This is a genomic window from Pseudomonas sp. EA_65y_Pfl1_P113, from assembly GCF_963970525.1.
In the GTDB taxonomy this organism is placed as follows: Bacteria; Pseudomonadota; Gammaproteobacteria; order Pseudomonadales; family Pseudomonadaceae; genus Aquipseudomonas; species Aquipseudomonas tritici.
The window spans coordinates 193,332-211,119 of the sequence record NZ_CAXAQM010000003.1 but is presented as its reverse complement, the minus strand read 5'-3'; the positions used below and the strand labels follow the sequence as shown (position 1 = coordinate 211,119).

Sequence of the window (17,788 nt, the reverse complement as noted above, 5' to 3'; positions counted from 1 at the left end):
CAAAATAAGAGCCGCGGCTTTGTAAGTCGCTGCTCAAGTTAAAACTACGGCGCCGGTTGAAGCCTGCGCCGTAGCATTTACGGGCACAACGGTCCTGCTTTTACGAAAAACGTCGCTTACACGCCGCTCTGCAGCAGCATGTTACGGATGTGACCAATGGCCTTAGTCGGGTTCAGGCCTTTAGGACATACGTTGACGCAGTTCATGATCCCGCGGCAGCGGAATACGCTGAACGGGTCATCCAGCGAAGCCAGACGCTCGGACGTCTTGGTGTCACGGCTGTCTGCCAGGAAGCGGTACGCTTGCAGCAGGGCAGCTGGACCCAGGAACTTGTCCGGGTTCCACCAGAAGGACGGGCAAGACGTCGAGCAGCAAGCGCACAGGATGCACTCGTACAGACCGTCGAGCTTCTCGCGCTCTTCCGGGGACTGCAGACGCTCGATGGCCGGAGCCGGCGTGTCGTTCTGCAGGAACGGCTTAACTTTCTCGTATTGCTTGTAGAAGATGCTCATATCCACGACCAGGTCACGGATAACCGGCAAACCTGGCAGCGGACGAACGATCAGCTTGTTGCCTTTAACCACGGCAGACAGCGGCGTGATGCACGCCAGGCCGTTTTTGCCGTTGATGTTCATGCCGTCGGAACCGCACACACCTTCACGGCAAGAGCGACGATACGAGAAACCTTCGTCCTGCTCTTTGATCAGCGCCAATACATCCAGCACCATCAGGTCTTTACCACCGGTATCAACCTGGAACTCCTGCATGAACGGCGCAGCGTCCTGATCAGGGTTGTAGCGATAAACACTGACTTTCAACATGGCAGCCACCCTTAGTAAGTCCGAATCTTCGGTTCAAACGTCGGTACCGTCTTCGGCGAGAAGTTCACGGCACGCTTGGTTACGCGCTTGTCACCCGGGAAGTATAGGGTGTGGCACAACCAATTTTCGTCATCGCGATCCTCAAAGTCTTCACGCGCGTGAGCACCACGGGATTCTTTACGAACCTCGGCGGCGATCGCAGTCGCTTCAGCCACTTCCAGCAGGTTTTGCAGCTCAAGGGCTTCGATACGAGCGGTGTTGAACGCCTGGCTCTTATCGTTGATCTTGACGTTGGCGATGCGCACGCGCAGATCGGCCAGTTGGGCAATACCCTTCTGCATGTATTCGCCGGTACGGAATACACCGAAGTAGTTCTGCATGCAGCTTTGCAGCTCGCGACGCAGGGTAGCTACGTCTTCGCCATCCGTGCGCGAGTTCAGCGCATTCAGACGGGCCAGGGCCGCTTCGATGTTGGCGTCGGTCGCGTCATCGTATTCGATGCCGTCGGTCAGCGCTTTTTCGAGGTGCAGGCCGGCAGCACGACCGAATACCACCAGATCGAGCAGCGAGTTACCGCCCAGACGGTTGGCACCGTGTACCGATACGCACGCCACTTCGCCTACGGCGAACAGACCATGAATGATCTCGTCCACGCCTTCAGCGTTCTGGGTGATCGCCTGGCCATGAATGTTGGTCGGCACGCCGCCCATCATATAGTGGCAGGTTGGAACAACCGGAACCGGTGCAACGACCGGGTCAACGTGTGCGAAGGTCTTGGACAGCTCGCAGATGCCTGGCAGACGGCTGTGCAGCACTTCTTCGCCCAGGTGATCGAGCTTGAGCAGTACGTGGTCGCCGTTCGGGCCACAGCCGTTGCCGGCGATGATTTCTTTAACCATCGAACGGGCTACAACGTCACGGCCAGCAAGGTCTTTCGCGTTCGGCGCATAACGTTCCATGAAACGCTCGCCGTGCTTGTTGATCAGGTAACCACCTTCACCACGGCAACCTTCTGTAACCAGTACACCGGCGCCGGCGATGCCGGTCGGGTGGAACTGCCACATTTCGATGTCTTGCACCGGAACACCGGCACGCAGCGCCATGCCAACGCCGTCACCGGTATTGATCAGGGCATTGGTAGTCGAGGCGTAAATACGGCCTGCACCGCCCGTCGCCAGAACAGTAGCCTTGGCACGGATATAGGTGGTTTCACCGGTTTCGATGCAAATGGCGATCACGCCGACGAATGCACCGTCGGCGTTCTTCACCAGGTCAACCGCGTAGTATTCGTTCAGGAACGTGGTGCCGGCTTTCAGGTTGCCCTGATAAAGCGTGTGCAGCAGCGCGTGACCGGTACGGTCGGACGCGGCGCAGGTACGGGCAGCCTGCCCGCCTTTACCGTAATCCTTCGACTGGCCACCGAATGGACGCTGGTAGATACGGCCTTGCTCGGTACGGGAGAACGGCAGACCCATGTGGTCAAGCTCGAACACCGCGGCCGGGCCTTCCTGACACATGTATTCGATAGCGTCCTGGTCACCGATATAGTCGGAACCCTTGACGGTATCGTACATGTGCCAGCGCCAGTCATCGTTCGGGTCGGCGGAGGCGATGGCGCAGGTGATGCCACCCTGGGCCGATACGGTGTGGGAACGGGTCGGGAACACCTTGGTGATCACGGCAGTCTTGTGACCGCCCTGTGCCAGCTGCAGCGCAGCGCGCATGCCAGCACCGCCGCCACCAATAATGATGGCGTCGAATGAAATAGTTGGAATGTTAGCCATGAATCAGATACCCCAAAGAATCTGCACACCCCAGACGAAGTAAGCGAACATCGCGACGCCGCATACTGCCTGGAAGAGGAAACGTACTGCGGTCGCGGACTTGCCCAGCGCCATTGGCGTCAGGTAGTCGGTCGCGATGGTCCACATGCCAACCCAGGCATGAGCACCCAGGGCGACAAGGGCCAGCAGACTGAAGATTCGCATCGCATTGTGGGAAAACAGGCCGTGCCATTGCTCATAGCCGATGCCCGGATTTGCGACGAGGTATCCGATCAGGAAAATGAAATAAGCCGCGAGAACAACCGCAGACACACGTTGTGCCATCCAGTCATAGAGGCCCGAACGCGATAGGTTCGTAACGCTGGTTACCATATCCAAACTCCTGCCAGAACGATCAGCACCACAGAAATGGCGATGATGATTTTCGAGCCCAGGCGGCCGCCTTCCAGCGTCTCACCGATGCCCATGTCCATGATCAAGTGGCGCACACCGGCTACCAGGTGATACAGCAGAGCGGACAAGAGGCCCCATGCTACGAACTTGGCCAGCGGGCTGGTCAAGCATGCCTTCACCTCGGCGTAACCTTCCTCGGAACCCAGGGATTTGCTCAATGCATAAAGCATGATGCCCAAGCCCAGGAACAGGATGATGCCGGAAACACGGTGCAGGAACGACGTAACGCCGGTGATGGGGAGTTTGATGGTCCTTAGGTCTAGGTTTACAGGTCGTTGGCTATTCACGGCTTTTTTCACACTTAAGAGCCCCTAACAATCAGGGCAAAGTTGTCGGGGAGTGCACTGGTCAGGTAAGCACCACCCAGGGAGTGCGACCCCCAATGAAAGCAAGCCCAAAAGCCCTTGGCGGTCGGTGGCCGAGTATAGACAGTTAGGTTACTAATGACAACGCGCTCACCTCACCCTAATAGCGGATTGCGCTGACGGGATAAAAGGCGTAAACGGCAGTCAATTTCGAGGAAAAAGTACGCTTAAAGCCTTCTGGGGCAAGACTTTAGGCAAATTGACATCTGAATTTATCTCACTATAGTGGTGCGGGCCCTGCGTGGGGGGTCTGTCTGATGATTTGAAGCATAAATAGGAGGCCACATGGCTGACAAAAAAGCGCAGTTGATCATCGAGGGCGCAGCCCCCGTCGAGCTGCCCATTTTAACCGGCACCGTTGGTCCCGATGTTATCGACGTACGGGGCCTGACAGCCACGGGCCGTTTCACTTTCGACCCTGGCTTCATGTCGACCGCCTCATGCGAGTCGAAGATCACCTATATCGACGGCGATAATGGCATTCTGCTTCACCGCGGCTACCCGATCGAACAACTGGCTGAGCAGTCGGACTACCTGGAAACCTGCTACCTGCTGCTAAATGGCGAATTGCCAACAGCCGAGCAAAAAGCCCAGTTCGTCAGCACCGTGAAGAACCACACGATGGTTCACGAGCAGTTGAAGACCTTCTTCAACGGCTTCCGTCGCGACGCCCACCCGATGGCCGTCATGTGCGGCGTGGTCGGCGCCCTGTCGGCCTTCTATCATGACTCCCTCGACATCAATAACCCGCAGCATCGCGAAATCTCCGCGATCCGCCTGGTTGCCAAGATGCCGACCCTGGCCGCAATGGTTTATAAGTACTCCATGGGCCAACCCATGATGTACCCGCGCAACGACCTGACGTACGCGGAAAACTTCCTGCACATGATGTTCAACACCCCGTGCGAGATCAAACCGATCAGCCCGGTGCTGGCCGCCGCGATGGACAAGATTTTTATCCTTCACGCCGACCACGAACAGAACGCCTCGACTTCTACCGTACGTCTGGCAGGTTCTTCGGGTGCCAACCCGTTCGCCTGTATCGCCGCCGGTATCGCCGCACTGTGGGGCCCTGCCCACGGCGGTGCGAACGAAGCCGTGTTGGCCATGCTCGATGAAATCGGCGACGTCTCGAACATCGACACATTCATCGCCAAGGCCAAGGACAAGAACGACCCGTTCAAGCTGATGGGCTTCGGTCACCGGGTCTACAAGAACCGCGACCCGCGCGCCACCGTCATGAAACAGACCTGCGACGAAGTGTTGAAGGAACTGGGCATCAAGAACGATCCGCAACTCGAACTGGCCATGCGCCTGGAAGAGATCGCCCTGACCGACCCCTACTTCATCGAACGCTCGCTGTACCCGAACGTCGACTTCTACTCGGGGATCATCCTCAAGGCGATCGGCATTCCAACCAGCATGTTCACCGTGATCTTCGCCCTGGCGCGGACCGTGGGCTGGATCTCCCACTGGAAAGAAATGCTCTCCAGCCCGTACAAGATTGGCCGCCCGCGCCAGCTGTACACCGGCTACGAGTCGCGTGACATCACCAAGCTGGAAGATCGGCACTAAATTCCAGCCAAATAAAACGGCCTCTTAATGAGGCCGTTTTTTTTGGCTGGAATTTAGTGAGCTGCAAGCTGCAAGCAAAAAAATACCCCTGCATCTCTACAGGGGTATTTCTCTACACAGCACTGCTTTTAGCTTGTAGCTTAAAGCTGCTTCAGTGCTGTACTGCCCCACTCGCCCCCAGGCCAGTTTGCGAACGCACAAACTGCGGGAAGTACAGCGCACGCTCTTTCTCTGCCGCCGCCGACTTGTCGGTGATGGAGAAGAACCAGATGCCGACGAACGCAATGATCATCGAGAACAGCGCCGGATACTCGTACGGGAAGATGGCTTTTTCATGGTGCAGGATCGAGACCCAGATGGTCGGGCCCAGCACCATCAGACCAACGGCACTGATCAAGCCCAGCCAGCCGCCAATCATCGCGCCACGGGTGGTGAGGTTTTTCCAGTACATGGAAAGCAGCAACACCGGGAAGTTACAGCTGGCCGCAATGGAGAACGCCAGGCCGACCATGAACGCAATGTTCTGGCTTTCGAACAGGATACCCAGGCCGATAGCCAAAACGCCCAAGGCGATGGTGGTGATCTTCGATACGCGAATCTCATCCTTGTCGTTGGTCTTGCCTTTCTTGATCACGCTGGCGTACAGGTCATGGGACACCGCCGAAGCACCGGCCAGGGTCAAACCGGCAACCACCGCTAGGATGGTGGCGAACGCCACGGCCGAGATGAAGCCCAGGAAGATACTGCCACCCACCGCATTGGCCAAGTGCACCGCCGCCATGTTGTTACCACCCAACAAGGCGCCTGCCGCGTCTTTGAACGCCGGGTTGGTGCTGACCAGCAGGATCGCGCCAAAGCCGATGATAAAGGTCAGGATGTAGAAGTAGCCAATGAAGCCGGTGGCATACAGCACGCTCTTACGCGCTTCCTTGGCGTCGCTTACGGTGAAGAAGCGCATCAGGATGTGCGGCAGGCCAGCGGTACCGAACATCAGTGCCAGGCCCAGGGAGAATGCCGAAATCGGGTCTTTGACCAGGCCGCCGGGGCTCATGATCGCTTCACCTTTAGGGTGAACCTTGATCGCCTCGGAGAACAGGGCGTTGAAGTCGAAGTTGACGTGCTTCATCACCATCAGCGCCATGAACGAGGCACCGGACAGCAACAGCACTGCCTTGATGATCTGCACCCAAGTGGTCGCCAGCATGCCGCCAAACAGCACGTACATGCACATCAAGATACCCACCAGGATGACCGCTACGTGGTAGTCCAGGCCAAACAGCAGTTGGATCAACTTGCCCGCGCCAACCATCTGCGCGATCAGGTAGAACGCCACCACTACCAGGGAGCCACACGCCGACAGGCTGCGGATCTGGGCTTGCCCGAGGCGGTAGGACGCCACGTCGGCAAAGGTGTACTTGCCAAGGTTACGCAGGCGCTCGGCGATCAGGAACAGAATGATCGGCCAGCCCACCAGGAAGCCGATCGAGTAGATGAGGCCGTCATAACCGGAGGTATAGACCAGCGCGGAAATCCCCAGAAAGGACGCCGCCGACATATAGTCACCGGCAATCGCCAGGCCGTTTTGGAAACCGGTAATCTTACCGCCAGCCGCGTAGTAGTCGGCAGCCGAATTGTTACGTTTGGACGCCCAGTAGGTGATGCACAAGGTGGCACCGACAAACGCGACAAACATCACGATGGCGGAGATGTTCAGCGGTTGCTTTTGCACTTCACCGGTCAATGCCTCCGCCGCCCAAACGGCCGGAGCAAAGAGCGAAGCGCCGAATACTGCCAGTAGACGCCGGATCATTGCGCAGCCTCCTTGAGAATCGCATTGTTCAGGTCGTCAAACTCGCCGTTGGCCCGCCGCACATAGATGCCGGTCAGGACAAAAGCCGACACAATCAGCCCGACACCCAAGGGAATGCCCCAGGTAATCGACGAGCCGGGGCTGAGTTTTGCCCCCAGCACGTGTGGCCCGTAGGCGATCAACAGGATGAAACCGGAGTAAAGCCCTAGCATGATCGCCGAGAGAATCCAGGCGAACCGTTCCCTTTTTCTCACCAGCTCCTTGAAACGCGGGCTGTTTTGAATCGAGAGGTAAATGCTGTCGTTCATTGTTTTTATCCTCGCAGCACAGCTTTTTTATTATTGGAACGTATCCACTGTATGCGGCTGCACAAAGGGTTCCAGACGACCTTAGTATTAGAACGACATGAGGGTTATCGCCAGTTTTGCACTGACTGAATTGACAGGCTTTGGCCCAGAAACGACAAAGCCCGCCTGACGACAACGCCAGACGGGCCTGCAAGGTGCTATCTAGACACGTCGGGTTTTATTTACCAACCCACTCGGCGACACGCTCAGGGTGCTTGGCGACCCAATCCTTAGCCGCCGCATCAGGCTTGGCACCGTCTTGTATTGCCAGCATGACTTCGCCGATTTCGTCCTTGGAAGCCCACTGGAATTTCTTCAGGAAGGCTGCGACTTCCGGCGCTTTCTTCTCCAGGCCCTTGCTACCGATACTGTTGACTGTTTCAGCAGCACCATAAATCCCTTTTGGATCGTCCAGGAAACGCAGTTTCCACTTGGCGAACATCCAGTGTGGCACCCAACCGGTAACCACAATGGATTCCTGCTTGTCTTCGGCACGGGCCAACTCGGCGATCATCGCCGCGCCCGAACTGGCTTGTAGCTTATAGTCGAGGCCATATTGCTTGATGGCTTCGTCGGTCTTGAGCATCACACCTGAACCTGCGTCAATGCCGACGATTTTGTTGTTGAAGGTGGTGTCAGTCTTGAGGTCTTCGATGGACTTGGCCTTGACGTACTCCGGCACGATCAAGCCGATCTTAGCGTCCTTGAAGTTGGGGCCGTAGTCGACCACCTTGTCCTTGTTCTTGGCCCAATACTCACCGTGGGTGACCGGTAGCCAGGCAGAAAGCATGGCGTCGAGCTTACCGGTGGCAACAGCCTGCCACATGATCCCGGTGGCGACCGCTTGCAGTTTCACGTCATAGCCGAGCTTTTGCTTGATCACCTCTGCCGCCACGTGGGTGGTGGCAACGCTGTCCGACCAGCCATCTACGTAGCCTATGCTCAGGGTTTTGCTGTCGGCGCTGGCCAGTGTGCAGCTCATCGCAACTGCCAAAGTGGCAGCTGCGCCCAAGAGTCGTCGCATCTTCATTGTGCTTCCCCGAAAGTGCTGCGCCCAGCGGATGCCGAGCGACGTCAACCTGTTGTTCTGTGGTGCACCGCACCCCCTTCATGCGCATCGATCCGGCTGCTGCGCCGTCAGTGGAGTGCTGACCCTTCGATCATCGACCTGACTGGACTTGGAACCTGCTCTGTCAGCGACCTTGTACTAGCAGGAAACGACATCACATCGCCAGCAGGACGGCTTGTAGAGCTTGACGCCAAAATCCCGCCCGAACTTTGCATGTCAAAATTGTGCTGCCCCACTGGCACGCGCCAAATCCGGGTAAGATGCGCGCCTTTGCTCTTCCAGATAAGCCGACCATGCCCGCGAATGCCCGCTTCCCTGCCCTAACCTATTTCTTCGCCTTGCTCCTCGGCCTGTTGGCCCTGATCGGTTACTGGTATGGCCTCGGCCGGCCCGTGGTGTTACCCGATGTCGCCAGTGCTACGCACAAGATGCAGTGCGCGTCGTACACGCCGTTCGACAAAGACCAATCGCCGTTTGACCAGCCGTTCAAACTGCGCCCGGAACGCATGGACGCCGACCTGGCCCTGCTGGCCACCCGCTTTGAATGCATTCGCACCTACTCCATGACCGGCCTGGAAGCCTTGCCGGACATGGCGCGCAAGCATGGGCTGAAGGTGATGGCCGGCGCCTGGGTCAGCAGCGATCCGGTGGCGACCGAAAAGGAAATCGACCAGTTGATCGCCTCGGCCAACGCCAGCCCGGATGTCGTGACGTCGGTGATCGTCGGCAACGAAGCCCTGCTGCGCAAGGAAGTCACCGCCACGCAACTGGTAAAGCTGATCCATAAAGTCAAAAGCCAAATCAAGCAGCCGGTGACGTATGCGGATGTGTGGGAGTTCTGGCTGCAACACCCAGAAATAGCTCCGGCGGTGGATTTCCTGACCATTCACCTGTTGCCGTACTGGGAAGATGACCCGTCCGGCATCGACCAGGCCCTCAAGCACGTGGGCGATGTGCGCCAGACCTTTGGCAACAAGTTTGCGCCCAAGGACATCCTGATCGGCGAGACCGGCTGGCCCAGTGAAGGCCGCCAGCGCGAAACCGCGGTGCCAAGCCGGGTCAACGAAGCCAAGTTCATGCGCGGCTTTGTGGCCATGGCTGAGGCCAATGGCTGGCGTTACAACCTGATCGAAGCGTTTGACCAGCCCTGGAAGCGCGCCAGCGAAGGCGCCGTGGGTGGTTACTGGGGCCTGTTCGATGCTGATCGCCAGGACAAGGGTATCCTCGCCGGGCCGGTGACCAATGTGCCGTACTGGTCACTGTGGCTGGGAGTGGGTGGGGTTATCCTGCTGGGCACCTTGGCGCTGGGTGGGCGTGTACGCAGCACGCGCGCCGCCATTGCCCTGCCGCTGCTGGGTGCAGTCGCCGCCTGCTCCATCGGCACCTGGGCTGAGCTGAGCCGGGTGACCGCACGCTTCAGTGATGAATGGGTGTGGGCAGGTTTGCTGATGGTGTTGAACCTGTTGGTGCTGGCTCACGCCGCACTGGCTTTGAGCGCGCGCGAAGGCTGGCGTGAACGGGCGTTCAACTGGCTGGAGCAGCGTGCAGGCTGGCTGGTGGCGATTGCCGGGTTTGCCGGCGCAGTGATGATGTTGGCGTTGGTGTTTGACCCGCGTTATCGCAGCTTCCCGAGTGCGGCGCTGGTGCTGCCTGCTCTGGTGTACCTGGTACGTCCGGTGACGGGGCCGCGTCGGGAGATCGCGCTGCTGGCTTTTATCATCGGTGCCGGCATTGCGCCGCAGTTGTACCGTGAAGGGTTGTTGAACCAGCAGGCTTGGGGTTGGGCGGTGGTCAGCCTGCTCATGGTTGTGGCTTTGTGGCGTTGCTTGCGGGTGCGTAAGGCTTAACGGCGCTTTCGCGAGCAAGTCGAAGAGGCTCTATCAACCAGCACGAGGCTTCCTGACCAAACGCAACCCCGCAATCACCACCGCAAACACCGCAAAAGCCGTGTTGTACAACGCCAGCGCCGGCAACCCGAACACCATCCCCAGCACTGCCAACCCCCATCCCGCACGACCCGGCACGAAAAACGCCAGCACCGACGTAACCAACGCCGCCCAGCCGAGTACCTTGAAGTGAATCATCAACCCCAGGTTCGAACGCAGCTGACACTCCCAGCGGCTGGCCTCATCGGCGCAAATGCCAACCCACCGGCCATCTTCCATAAAGCCGTAACGCGCGCCATAACTGGCGGCCAGCCATAACGGCAAGGCAATAAGCAGCAAAACCAGCGGCAAACGACGGGACATGAGGTACTCCGATAGGCAAAAACGGCGCTCAGCTTAATGCTCCGACGGCCGTTAGCAAGGTATACGCGCAGATAACTGTTCACCAATGGGCGGCAAAGTGTATCTTCTCGCTACTATTACCCCGATTCCGACGTTATTTTCCGACTTTTCGTGCCGAGAGCTGGCACTTCGGTTGCAAAGCGGTGGTCATAGCCTGCGAACTTTATTAAGCACGTTTCCTCCTAGGGATTAAGTCATGCTCCGTTCCTTGCGCTGTGCTGCCTTGCTGGGCAGCCTTTTTTTGAGTGCGTCAGCACTGGCCGTCGACATCGACCAGGCCACCTATGGCTATCCTTTGACGAATCCGTTCGAGGCGACCATCGCCACTACCCCGCCTGACCTTCGGCCGAAATTGCCGAGCGATGACGAGATCAACCAGTCCGACTACACCCTGAACATGCGCCCCGAGCGCGAATTCAGCCTGCCGGACAACTTCTGGGCGGTGAAGAAACTCACCTACCGCATCGCCAAGCAGGATCGCGCCGCGCCGTTGATCTTTCTGATCGCGGGCACCGGTGCGCGTTTTGACAGCAGCATCAACGAATACCTGAAAAAACTGTATTACCAAGCCGGCTACCACGTGGTGCAACTGTCGTCGCCGACCAGCTTCGACTTCATCAGCGCCGCCTCGCGCTTCGCCACGCCGGGGATCACCCAGGAAGACGCCGAAGATATGTACCGGGTGATGCAGGCCGTACGGGCACAAAACGCTTCGCTGCCGGTCACCGACTTTTACCTCACCGGCTACAGCCTCGGCGCACTGGATGCGGCGTTTGTCAGCAAACTCGACGAGACACGCCGCAGCTTCAACTTCAAGAAAGTCTTGCTGTTGAACCCGCCGGTCAACCTCTACACGTCGATCACCAACCTCGACAAGCTGGTACAGACCGAGGTCAAGGGCATCAACAACTCCACCACTTTCTATGAGTTGGTGCTGAACAAGCTGACCCGCTACTTCCAGCAAAAGGGCTACATCGATCTGAATGACGCCCTGCTCTACGACTTCCAGAACTCCAAGCAGCACCTGACCAACGAACAGATGGCCATGCTGATCGGCACCTCGTTCCGCTTCTCGGCGGCCGACATTGCCTTTACCTCGGACCTGATCAACCGCCGCGGCCTGATCATCCCGCCGAAATACCCGATCACCGAAGGCACCAGCCTCACGCCGTTCCTCAAGCGTGCGCTGCAATGCGACTTCGATTGCTACCTCACAGAACAAGTCATCCCGATGTGGCGCGCGCGCTCGGACGGCGGCAGCCTGTTGCAACTGGTCGACCAGGTCAGCCTGTACGCCCTCAAGGACTACCTGCACACCAACCCGAAGATCGCCGTCATGCACAACGCCGACGACGTGATCCTCGGCCCTGGCGACCTCGGTTTCCTGCGCGAAACCTTCGGCGATCGCTTGACCGTCTACCCGCTGGGCGGCCATTGCGGCAACCTCAATTACCGCGTCAACGCCGACGCCATGCTGGAGTTCTTCCGTGGCTAAATATCTTCTGCTGCTTGCCGCCTTGATGTGCGCAGGCGTGGCCAATGCCGACAACAGCAAGGCTCACGAACCCACCGTGGTTGGCTCAGACGGCTTCAAGGAGCCGCTGACCAAGCTCAAGTTCAACCCCGGCTTGGACCAGCGTGAATTCGAGCGTTCAACGCTCACCGCGCTCAACGTCTACGACCCGCTGGAAGCGTGGAACCGTCGCGTGTACCACTTCAACTATCGCTTCGACCAATGGGTATTCCTGCCGGTGGTCGACGGTTACCGCTACGTCACCCCAAGTTTCCTGCGCACCGGCGTGAGCAACTTCTTCAACAACCTGGGCGACGTGCCGAACCTGTTGAACAGCCTGCTGCAGCTCAAGGGCCACCGCTCCCTGGAGACCACCGGGCGCCTCCTGGTCAACACCACCATTGGCATCGCCGGCCTGTGGGACCCTGCTACCGCCATGGGCCTGCCGCGCCAGAGCGAAGACTTCGGCCAGACCCTGGGCTTCTACGGCGTGCCTGGCGGCGCGTACCTGGTACTGCCGGTCTTCGGCCCGTCAAACCTGCGCGACACCGGTGGTTTGCTGGTCGACTACACCGCCGAAACCCAGATCAACTTCCTCAATGTGGCTGAAGTCAGCTCCAACCATCCGGAACTCTGGGCACTGCGTGCAGTGGACAGGCGTCATCAGACCAGCTTCCGGTACGGTCAGATGAACTCCCCGTTTGAGTATGAGAAGGTGCGGTACATCTATACGGAATCGCGCAAGCTGCAGATTGCGGAGTAATTAGCGCCATAAAAAAAGGCCATTCGATTGAATGGCCTTTTTTATGGCTATTGGATCATGCCTTCGCGGTTTTCCAGAGCTTACCCACTACGCTGACCACCGCCAGCACCACCGCCCCCGCAACAATCCCCGCCACGCCATTCAGCAGCGTCGGCACCCACCATGCCACGCTACCTGTCCCCTGGCTGACCGTCTCGATCCAGTGATGCACCACGGGTACACCATGGGTGAGAATCCCACCGCCGACCAGGAACATTGCTGCCGTGCCGATAACCGACAGGCTCTTCATCATGTAAGGCGCTGCGCGCAGGATGGCACCACCGATACTGCGCGCCACCTGGCCAGGTTTCTGGGTGAGCCACAGGCCCAGGTCATCCAGCTTGACGATGCCGGCCACCAGCCCGTAGACACCCACCGTCATGACGATGGCAATGCCCGACATCACAACCACCTGCTGCATCAGTGGGGCGTCTGCCACGGTGCCAAGGGTGATGGCGATGATTTCGGCGGAGAGGATGAAGTCGGTGCGGATTGCGCCCTTGATCTTGTCCTTTTCAAAGGCCACCAGGTCGGTCGCCGGGTCGCCAACAGCTTCGACCAACTGGGCGTGTTCAGCTTGATCTTCATCCTTGCTGTGCAGGAACTTGTGCGCGAGCTTCTCAAAGCCTTCGAAACACAGGTAGGCACCGCCAAGCATCAACAAAGGCGTCACCGCCCAAGGCGCAAATGCGCTGATCAACAGTGCGGTGGGCACCAGGATCAATTTATTGATAAACGAGCCCTTGGCCACCGCCCACACCACGGGGATTTCCCGCTCGGCCCGCACCCCGGAGACCTGCTGGGCGTTGAGTGCCAGGTCGTCACCCAGCACGCCTGCAGTCTTCTTCGCCGCCATTTTTGTCATCAGGGCAACGTCATCGAGCACGGCGGCGATATCGTCGATCAACACCAACAAGCTGCTTCCTGCCATGAATCGGACTTCCGTAAGAGTGAGATGGCGCAAGCATAACGCGGCGCAAAGCGTTGCAGGCACATTGTTGAGGCTCGCGGATGGCCGGTGCTACCATGCGCAACCGCCTGTACTGGCAAGGAAACCTCTGGTTTATGAGCACCATTCGCGAGCGCAACAAAGAAAAGATCCTGCGGGCGGCCAGCGAGGAGTTTGCCGACAAAGGCTTCGCCGCGACCAAAACCAGCGACATCGCCGCCAAGGCCGGGCTGCCCAAGCCCAACGTGTATTACTACTTCAAGTCCAAGGACAACCTCTACCGCGAGGTGCTCGAAAGCATTATCGAGCCGATCCTGGCGGCTTCCACGCCGTTCAATCCGGAAGGCGAGCCTTCGGTGGTGCTGAGCAACTACATCCGTTCGAAGATCCGCATTTCCCGCGACCTGCCATTTGCCTCGAAGGTCTTCGCCAGCGAAATCATGCACGGCGCGCCGCACTTGAGCGCTGATCAGGTCGAACAGCTCAACGCCCAGGCCAAGCACAATATCGCGTGCCTCCAGAGCTGGGTGGATCGTGGCCTGATCGCGGCGATCGACCCCCATCACTTGATGTTCAGCATCTGGGCGGCGACGCAGACGTATGCGGATTTTGACTGGCAGATCTCGGCGGTGACCGGGAAGGCCAAGTTGGATGAGGCCGATTATGAGGCGGCGGCGTTGACGATTATTCGGTTGGTGCTGAAGGGGTGTGAGTTGGACTGAGAGACCGGGGTGCCTGTGCCATTCGCGAGCAAGCCCGCTCCCACTTGGATTTAGCGTCAGACACAAGTTGTATAAACACCCAAGATCCAATGTGGGAGCGGGCTTGCTCGCGAAAGCGCCCTCCCAGACACATCCTGCCAAAAGCCTACCATTCAGCATCAGCCACCTAGATCTAGCCTCTCAGAACCCCACTGAAGAGAGGCCAAGGAATGCCTGATCTAGCCACATCACACCGCCTGCGCATTGGGCGCTTCAGCGAACCCAACCGCATCTACCTGATTACCACCAATACCCACGAACGTGTGCCGATATTCAGTGACTTTCATCTGGGCCGTTTGGTGGTCTGGCAATTCAGGCTTGCCCAGTATCAAGGATTAGCAAACTCACTAGCCTGGGTGGTGATGCCCGACCATTTCCACTGGCTGCTCGAACTACAAAAAGGCTCACTGGGGGATCTGATGTGCCAAGTGAAATCCAAAAGCACTCGAAGCGTAAACGGGGCTACCGGGCGCAAAGGTCGGCTTTGGCAAACCAGCTTTCATGATCGCGCGCTGCGCAAGGAAGATGACTTGGTGAAAATGGCCAGGTATGTGGTGGCCAATCCATTGCGAGCCGGGCTGGTGACGCGGATTGGCGACTATCCGTTGTGGGATGCGATTTGGGTTTAGAGCAGAGACCGAGGTGCTGCCCTTCGCGAGCAAGCCCGCTCCCACATTTCGACCGCATTCTCATGCTGAAAAACGGTCGAAATGTGGGAGCGGGCTTGCTCGCGAAGGGGACCTTTCATTCACCTCAAATCAAGCCGACACCCCCGCATCCGCCATCAAACCCACCCCCTCGATCGCCGTAATCGCACACTGCTCATCAATATCCGATGTATCCCCGCTGATCCCGATCGCCCCCAGCACTATGCCTTCCTGACTTCGAATCAACACCCCCCCCGGCGCCGGCACCACGCTGCCTTGCCCCAGGCTGTTCAATGCCGCGATAAACGCTGGCCGTTGTTGCGCATCCAGCGCCAGCAGCCGTGAGCCCTTGCCCAGGGCAATCGCGCCCCAGGCTTTGCCGATGGCGATCTGCGGGCGCAGCAGGCTGGCGCCGTCTTCGCGTTGCAAAGTGACCAGATGGCCGCCGCTGTCGAGTACTGCGATGGTCAGGGGCGCCGCCACAATCGTGCGTCCTGCGCTGAGGGCCTGGCTGGCCAGTTGGGTGGCGAGTTTCAAGGTTAAAGCGCTCATGGTGCCGTCCTTCTTTTGTTATTGGGAAAGCGGTGGAGGTCTGAGAGATCAGATGCTCGACCAAACAAATAGAACACAATAATATGACTTTATGTATACAATATTTTCAAACAAATTCGCCATTCGTCGATAAAACTCGCTCTTAAGGCTATCCGACGCACAGGCAGGCCAGAAAATAAAATGCATTGACCTGCGCAGGCGGCCGTGAATACACTTCAATCAGAAACCACTTGTATACAATTACAAAACGCAAGAGGCACCAAAACAATGAGCAAAATGAGAGCAATCGAAGCCGCCGTCCTGGTGATGCGCCGTGAAGGCGTGGACACCGCCTTCGGCATCCCAGGCGCCGCGATCAATCCGCTGTACTCGGCCTTGCAGAAGGTGGGTGGCATCGATCACGTCCTTGCTCGCCACGTTGAAGGCGCCTCGCACATGGCGGAGGGGTACACCCGCACCAAGGCCGGCAATATCGGCGTGTGCATCGGCACCTCGGGCCCGGCGGGCACCGACATGGTCACCGGCCTCTACAGCGCCTGGGCTGACTCGATCCCGATCCTGTGCATCACCGGCCAAGCACCCCGCGCCCGTATGCACAAGGAAGATTTCCAGGCCGTCGACATCACCAGCATCGTCAAGCCAGTGACCAAATGGGCGACCATGGTGATGGAGCCCGGCCAAGTGCCCTACGCGTTCCAGAAAGCCTTCTACGAAATGCGCTCCGGCCGCCCAGGCCCGGTGCTGATCGACCTGCCGTTCGACGTGCAGATGGCTGAGATCGAATTCGATATCGATGCCTACCAACCGTTGCCACTGGCCAAGCCACGGGCAACCCGCATCCAGGTCGAAAAAGCCCTGGCCTTGCTGGACCAGGCCGAACGCCCACTGCTGGTCAGCGGTGGCGGCGTGATCAATGCCGACGCCAGCGAACTGCTTGTTGAATTTGCTGAGTTGACGGGTATCCCTGTGATCCCGACGCTGATGGGCTGGGGCACCCTCCCGGACGATCACCCGCTGATGGTCGGCATGGTCGGCCTGCAAACCTCCCACCGCTATGGCAACGCGACGCTGCTCAAGTCGGACGTGGTGCTGGGCATCGGTAACCGTTGGGCCAACCGCCACACCGGTTCGGTGGAGGTCTACACCGAGGGTCGCAAGTTCATTCACGTCGACATCGAGCCGACGCAGATTGGCCGCGTGTTCACCCCAGACCTGGGCATCGTTTCCGACGCCGGCTCGGCACTGACGATGTTCATTGAAGTGGCCCGCGAGTGGAAAGCCGCCGGCAAGCTCAAGGATCGCAGCGCCTGGTTGAATGACTGCCAGCAGCGCAAAGCCACCCTGCACCGAAAGACCCACTTCGACAACGTGCCGGTCAAGCCGCAACGGGTGTACGAAGAGATGAACCAGGTGTTCGGCAAAGACACGTGCTACGTGAGCACCATCGGCCTGTCGCAGATTGCCGGCGCGCAATTCCTGCATGTGTACAAGCCACGCCACTGGATCAACTGCGGCCAGGCCGGCCCGTTGGGCTGGACCATTCCGGCGGCGCTCGGCGTGGTCAAGGCTGACCCGACGCGCAAAGTGGTGGCGCTGTCCGGCGACTACGACTTCCAGTTCATGATCGAAGAACTAGCCGTGGGCGCGCAGTTCAAGCTGCCGTACATCCACGTGGTAGTGAACAACTCCTACCTGGGCCTGATCCGCCAGGCCCAGCGCGGGTTTGAAATGGACTACTGCGTGCAGTTGTCCTTCGACAACCTCAACGCGCCGCAGCTCAACGGTTATGGCGTGGACCACGTGGCCGTCGCCGAAGGCCTGGGTTGCAAGGCACTGCGTGTGTTCGAGCCAAGCCAGATCGCGCCTGCTTTGCGCCGCGCCGAGCAAATGATCGAAGAATTCAAGGTCCCGGTCATCGTTGAGATTATTCTGGAGCGCGTGACCAATATTTCCATGGGCACCGAGATCAACGCCGTTAACGAATTCGAAGATCTGGCACTGGTCGGCAACGATGCGCCGACTGCCATTTCCCTGCTCGATTAAGGAGAACCT

At 58.6% G+C, this 17,788-nt stretch carries 17 protein-coding genes; 7 read left to right on the top strand and 10 right to left on the bottom strand.

Annotated elements, in window-relative coordinates; translation table 11 throughout:
- Positions 1–116 precede the first annotated feature (116 nt).
- Genes AACY52_RS04890 through sdhC form a run of 4 tightly spaced genes read right to left on the bottom strand, consistent with a single transcriptional unit; the run spans position 117 to position 3,357 of the window.
- Positions 117–821, bottom strand: coding sequence for a succinate dehydrogenase iron-sulfur subunit (locus AACY52_RS04890; RefSeq protein ID WP_003172807.1), 705 nt, complete (start codon positions 819–821; stop codon positions 117–119).
- A gap of 11 nt (positions 822–832) precedes the next feature.
- Positions 833–2,605, bottom strand: a complete 1,773-nt coding sequence (gene sdhA, locus AACY52_RS04885) for a succinate dehydrogenase flavoprotein subunit (protein WP_065872671.1) — start codon at positions 2,603–2,605, stop codon at positions 833–835.
- A 3-nt stretch (positions 2,606–2,608) separates the two neighbouring features.
- Entirely contained in the window at positions 2,609–2,977 is a 369-nt protein-coding gene (gene sdhD, locus AACY52_RS04880; RefSeq protein ID WP_003172805.1) for a succinate dehydrogenase, hydrophobic membrane anchor protein, read from the bottom strand.
- Positions 2,971–3,357: a succinate dehydrogenase, cytochrome b556 subunit gene (sdhC, locus tag AACY52_RS04875; RefSeq protein WP_094950716.1), complete on the bottom strand. Its 387-nt coding sequence runs from the start codon at positions 3,355–3,357 to the stop codon at positions 2,971–2,973. The genes sdhD and sdhC overlap by 7 nt, the downstream gene beginning before the upstream one ends.
- A 351-nt stretch (positions 3,358–3,708) precedes the next feature.
- Between sdhC and gltA the strand changes: the two genes are divergently transcribed.
- On the top strand, positions 3,709–4,998 hold the full coding sequence (gltA, locus tag AACY52_RS04870) for a citrate synthase (protein WP_339414682.1): 1,290 nt from the start codon (positions 3,709–3,711) through the stop codon (positions 4,996–4,998).
- 151 nt (positions 4,999–5,149) lie between these two features.
- Here gltA and AACY52_RS04865 read toward each other — a convergent pair whose 3' ends face one another.
- From AACY52_RS04865 to AACY52_RS04855, 3 genes are all read right to left on the bottom strand, one after another.
- Entirely contained in the window at positions 5,150–6,808 is a 1,659-nt protein-coding gene (locus AACY52_RS04865; RefSeq protein WP_339414683.1) for a cation acetate symporter, read from the bottom strand.
- Positions 6,805–7,116, bottom strand: coding sequence for a DUF485 domain-containing protein (locus AACY52_RS04860; protein WP_339414684.1), 312 nt, complete (start codon positions 7,114–7,116; stop codon positions 6,805–6,807). The genes AACY52_RS04865 and AACY52_RS04860 overlap by 4 nt, the downstream gene beginning before the upstream one ends.
- Before the next feature lie 217 nt (positions 7,117–7,333).
- The gene (locus AACY52_RS04855) at positions 7,334–8,185 is read right to left on the bottom strand and encodes a glycine betaine ABC transporter substrate-binding protein (RefSeq protein WP_339414685.1); all 852 of its coding nucleotides are present in this window, start codon (positions 8,183–8,185) and stop codon (positions 7,334–7,336) included.
- Positions 8,186–8,517: 332 nt separating this feature from the next.
- On the opposite strand from AACY52_RS04855, the gene AACY52_RS04850 reads away from it, so the two are divergent.
- The gene (locus AACY52_RS04850; RefSeq protein WP_339497412.1) at positions 8,518–10,071 is read left to right on the top strand and encodes a glycosyl hydrolase family 17 protein; all 1,554 of its coding nucleotides are present in this window, start codon (positions 8,518–8,520) and stop codon (positions 10,069–10,071) included.
- A gap of 33 nt (positions 10,072–10,104) precedes the next feature.
- Here AACY52_RS04850 and AACY52_RS04845 read toward each other — a convergent pair whose 3' ends face one another.
- Complete coding sequence (locus AACY52_RS04845; RefSeq protein WP_339414687.1) at positions 10,105–10,473, bottom strand: hypothetical protein; 369 nt, start codon at positions 10,471–10,473, stop codon at positions 10,105–10,107.
- Between the two features lie 235 nt (positions 10,474–10,708).
- Here AACY52_RS04845 and AACY52_RS04840 point away from each other — a divergent pair, with 235 nt between their 5' ends.
- Complete coding sequence (locus AACY52_RS04840) at positions 10,709–12,007, top strand: serine/threonine protein kinase (RefSeq protein ID WP_339414688.1); 1,299 nt, start codon at positions 10,709–10,711, stop codon at positions 12,005–12,007.
- Complete coding sequence (locus tag AACY52_RS04835) at positions 12,000–12,788, top strand: VacJ family lipoprotein (RefSeq protein WP_339414689.1); 789 nt, start codon at positions 12,000–12,002, stop codon at positions 12,786–12,788. The genes AACY52_RS04840 and AACY52_RS04835 overlap by 8 nt, the downstream gene beginning before the upstream one ends.
- Positions 12,789–12,843: 55 nt before the next feature.
- Here the strand turns inward: AACY52_RS04835 and AACY52_RS04830 are convergent, their stop codons facing one another.
- A complete protein-coding gene (locus tag AACY52_RS04830) occupies positions 12,844–13,758 on the bottom strand; it encodes a DUF808 domain-containing protein (protein WP_339414690.1) in 915 nt (304 codons plus the stop codon).
- Between the two features lie 134 nt (positions 13,759–13,892).
- Between AACY52_RS04830 and AACY52_RS04825 the strand changes: the two genes are divergently transcribed.
- The gene (locus AACY52_RS04825) at positions 13,893–14,498 is read left to right on the top strand and encodes a TetR/AcrR family transcriptional regulator (protein ID WP_339414691.1); all 606 of its coding nucleotides are present in this window, start codon (positions 13,893–13,895) and stop codon (positions 14,496–14,498) included.
- A 209-nt stretch (positions 14,499–14,707) separates the two neighbouring features.
- Entirely contained in the window at positions 14,708–15,166 is a 459-nt protein-coding gene (locus AACY52_RS04820) for a transposase (protein ID WP_339414692.1), read from the top strand.
- Positions 15,167–15,295: 129 nt separating this feature from the next.
- Here the strand turns inward: AACY52_RS04820 and AACY52_RS04815 are convergent, their stop codons facing one another.
- On the bottom strand, positions 15,296–15,736 hold the full coding sequence (locus AACY52_RS04815) for a heme-binding protein (RefSeq protein WP_339427792.1): 441 nt from the start codon (positions 15,734–15,736) through the stop codon (positions 15,296–15,298).
- Between the two features lie 267 nt (positions 15,737–16,003).
- Here AACY52_RS04815 and gcl point away from each other — a divergent pair, with 267 nt between their 5' ends.
- Positions 16,004–17,779, top strand: coding sequence for a glyoxylate carboligase (gene gcl / locus AACY52_RS04810; protein WP_339436674.1), 1,776 nt, complete (start codon positions 16,004–16,006; stop codon positions 17,777–17,779).
- Positions 17,780–17,788 lie beyond the last annotated feature (9 nt).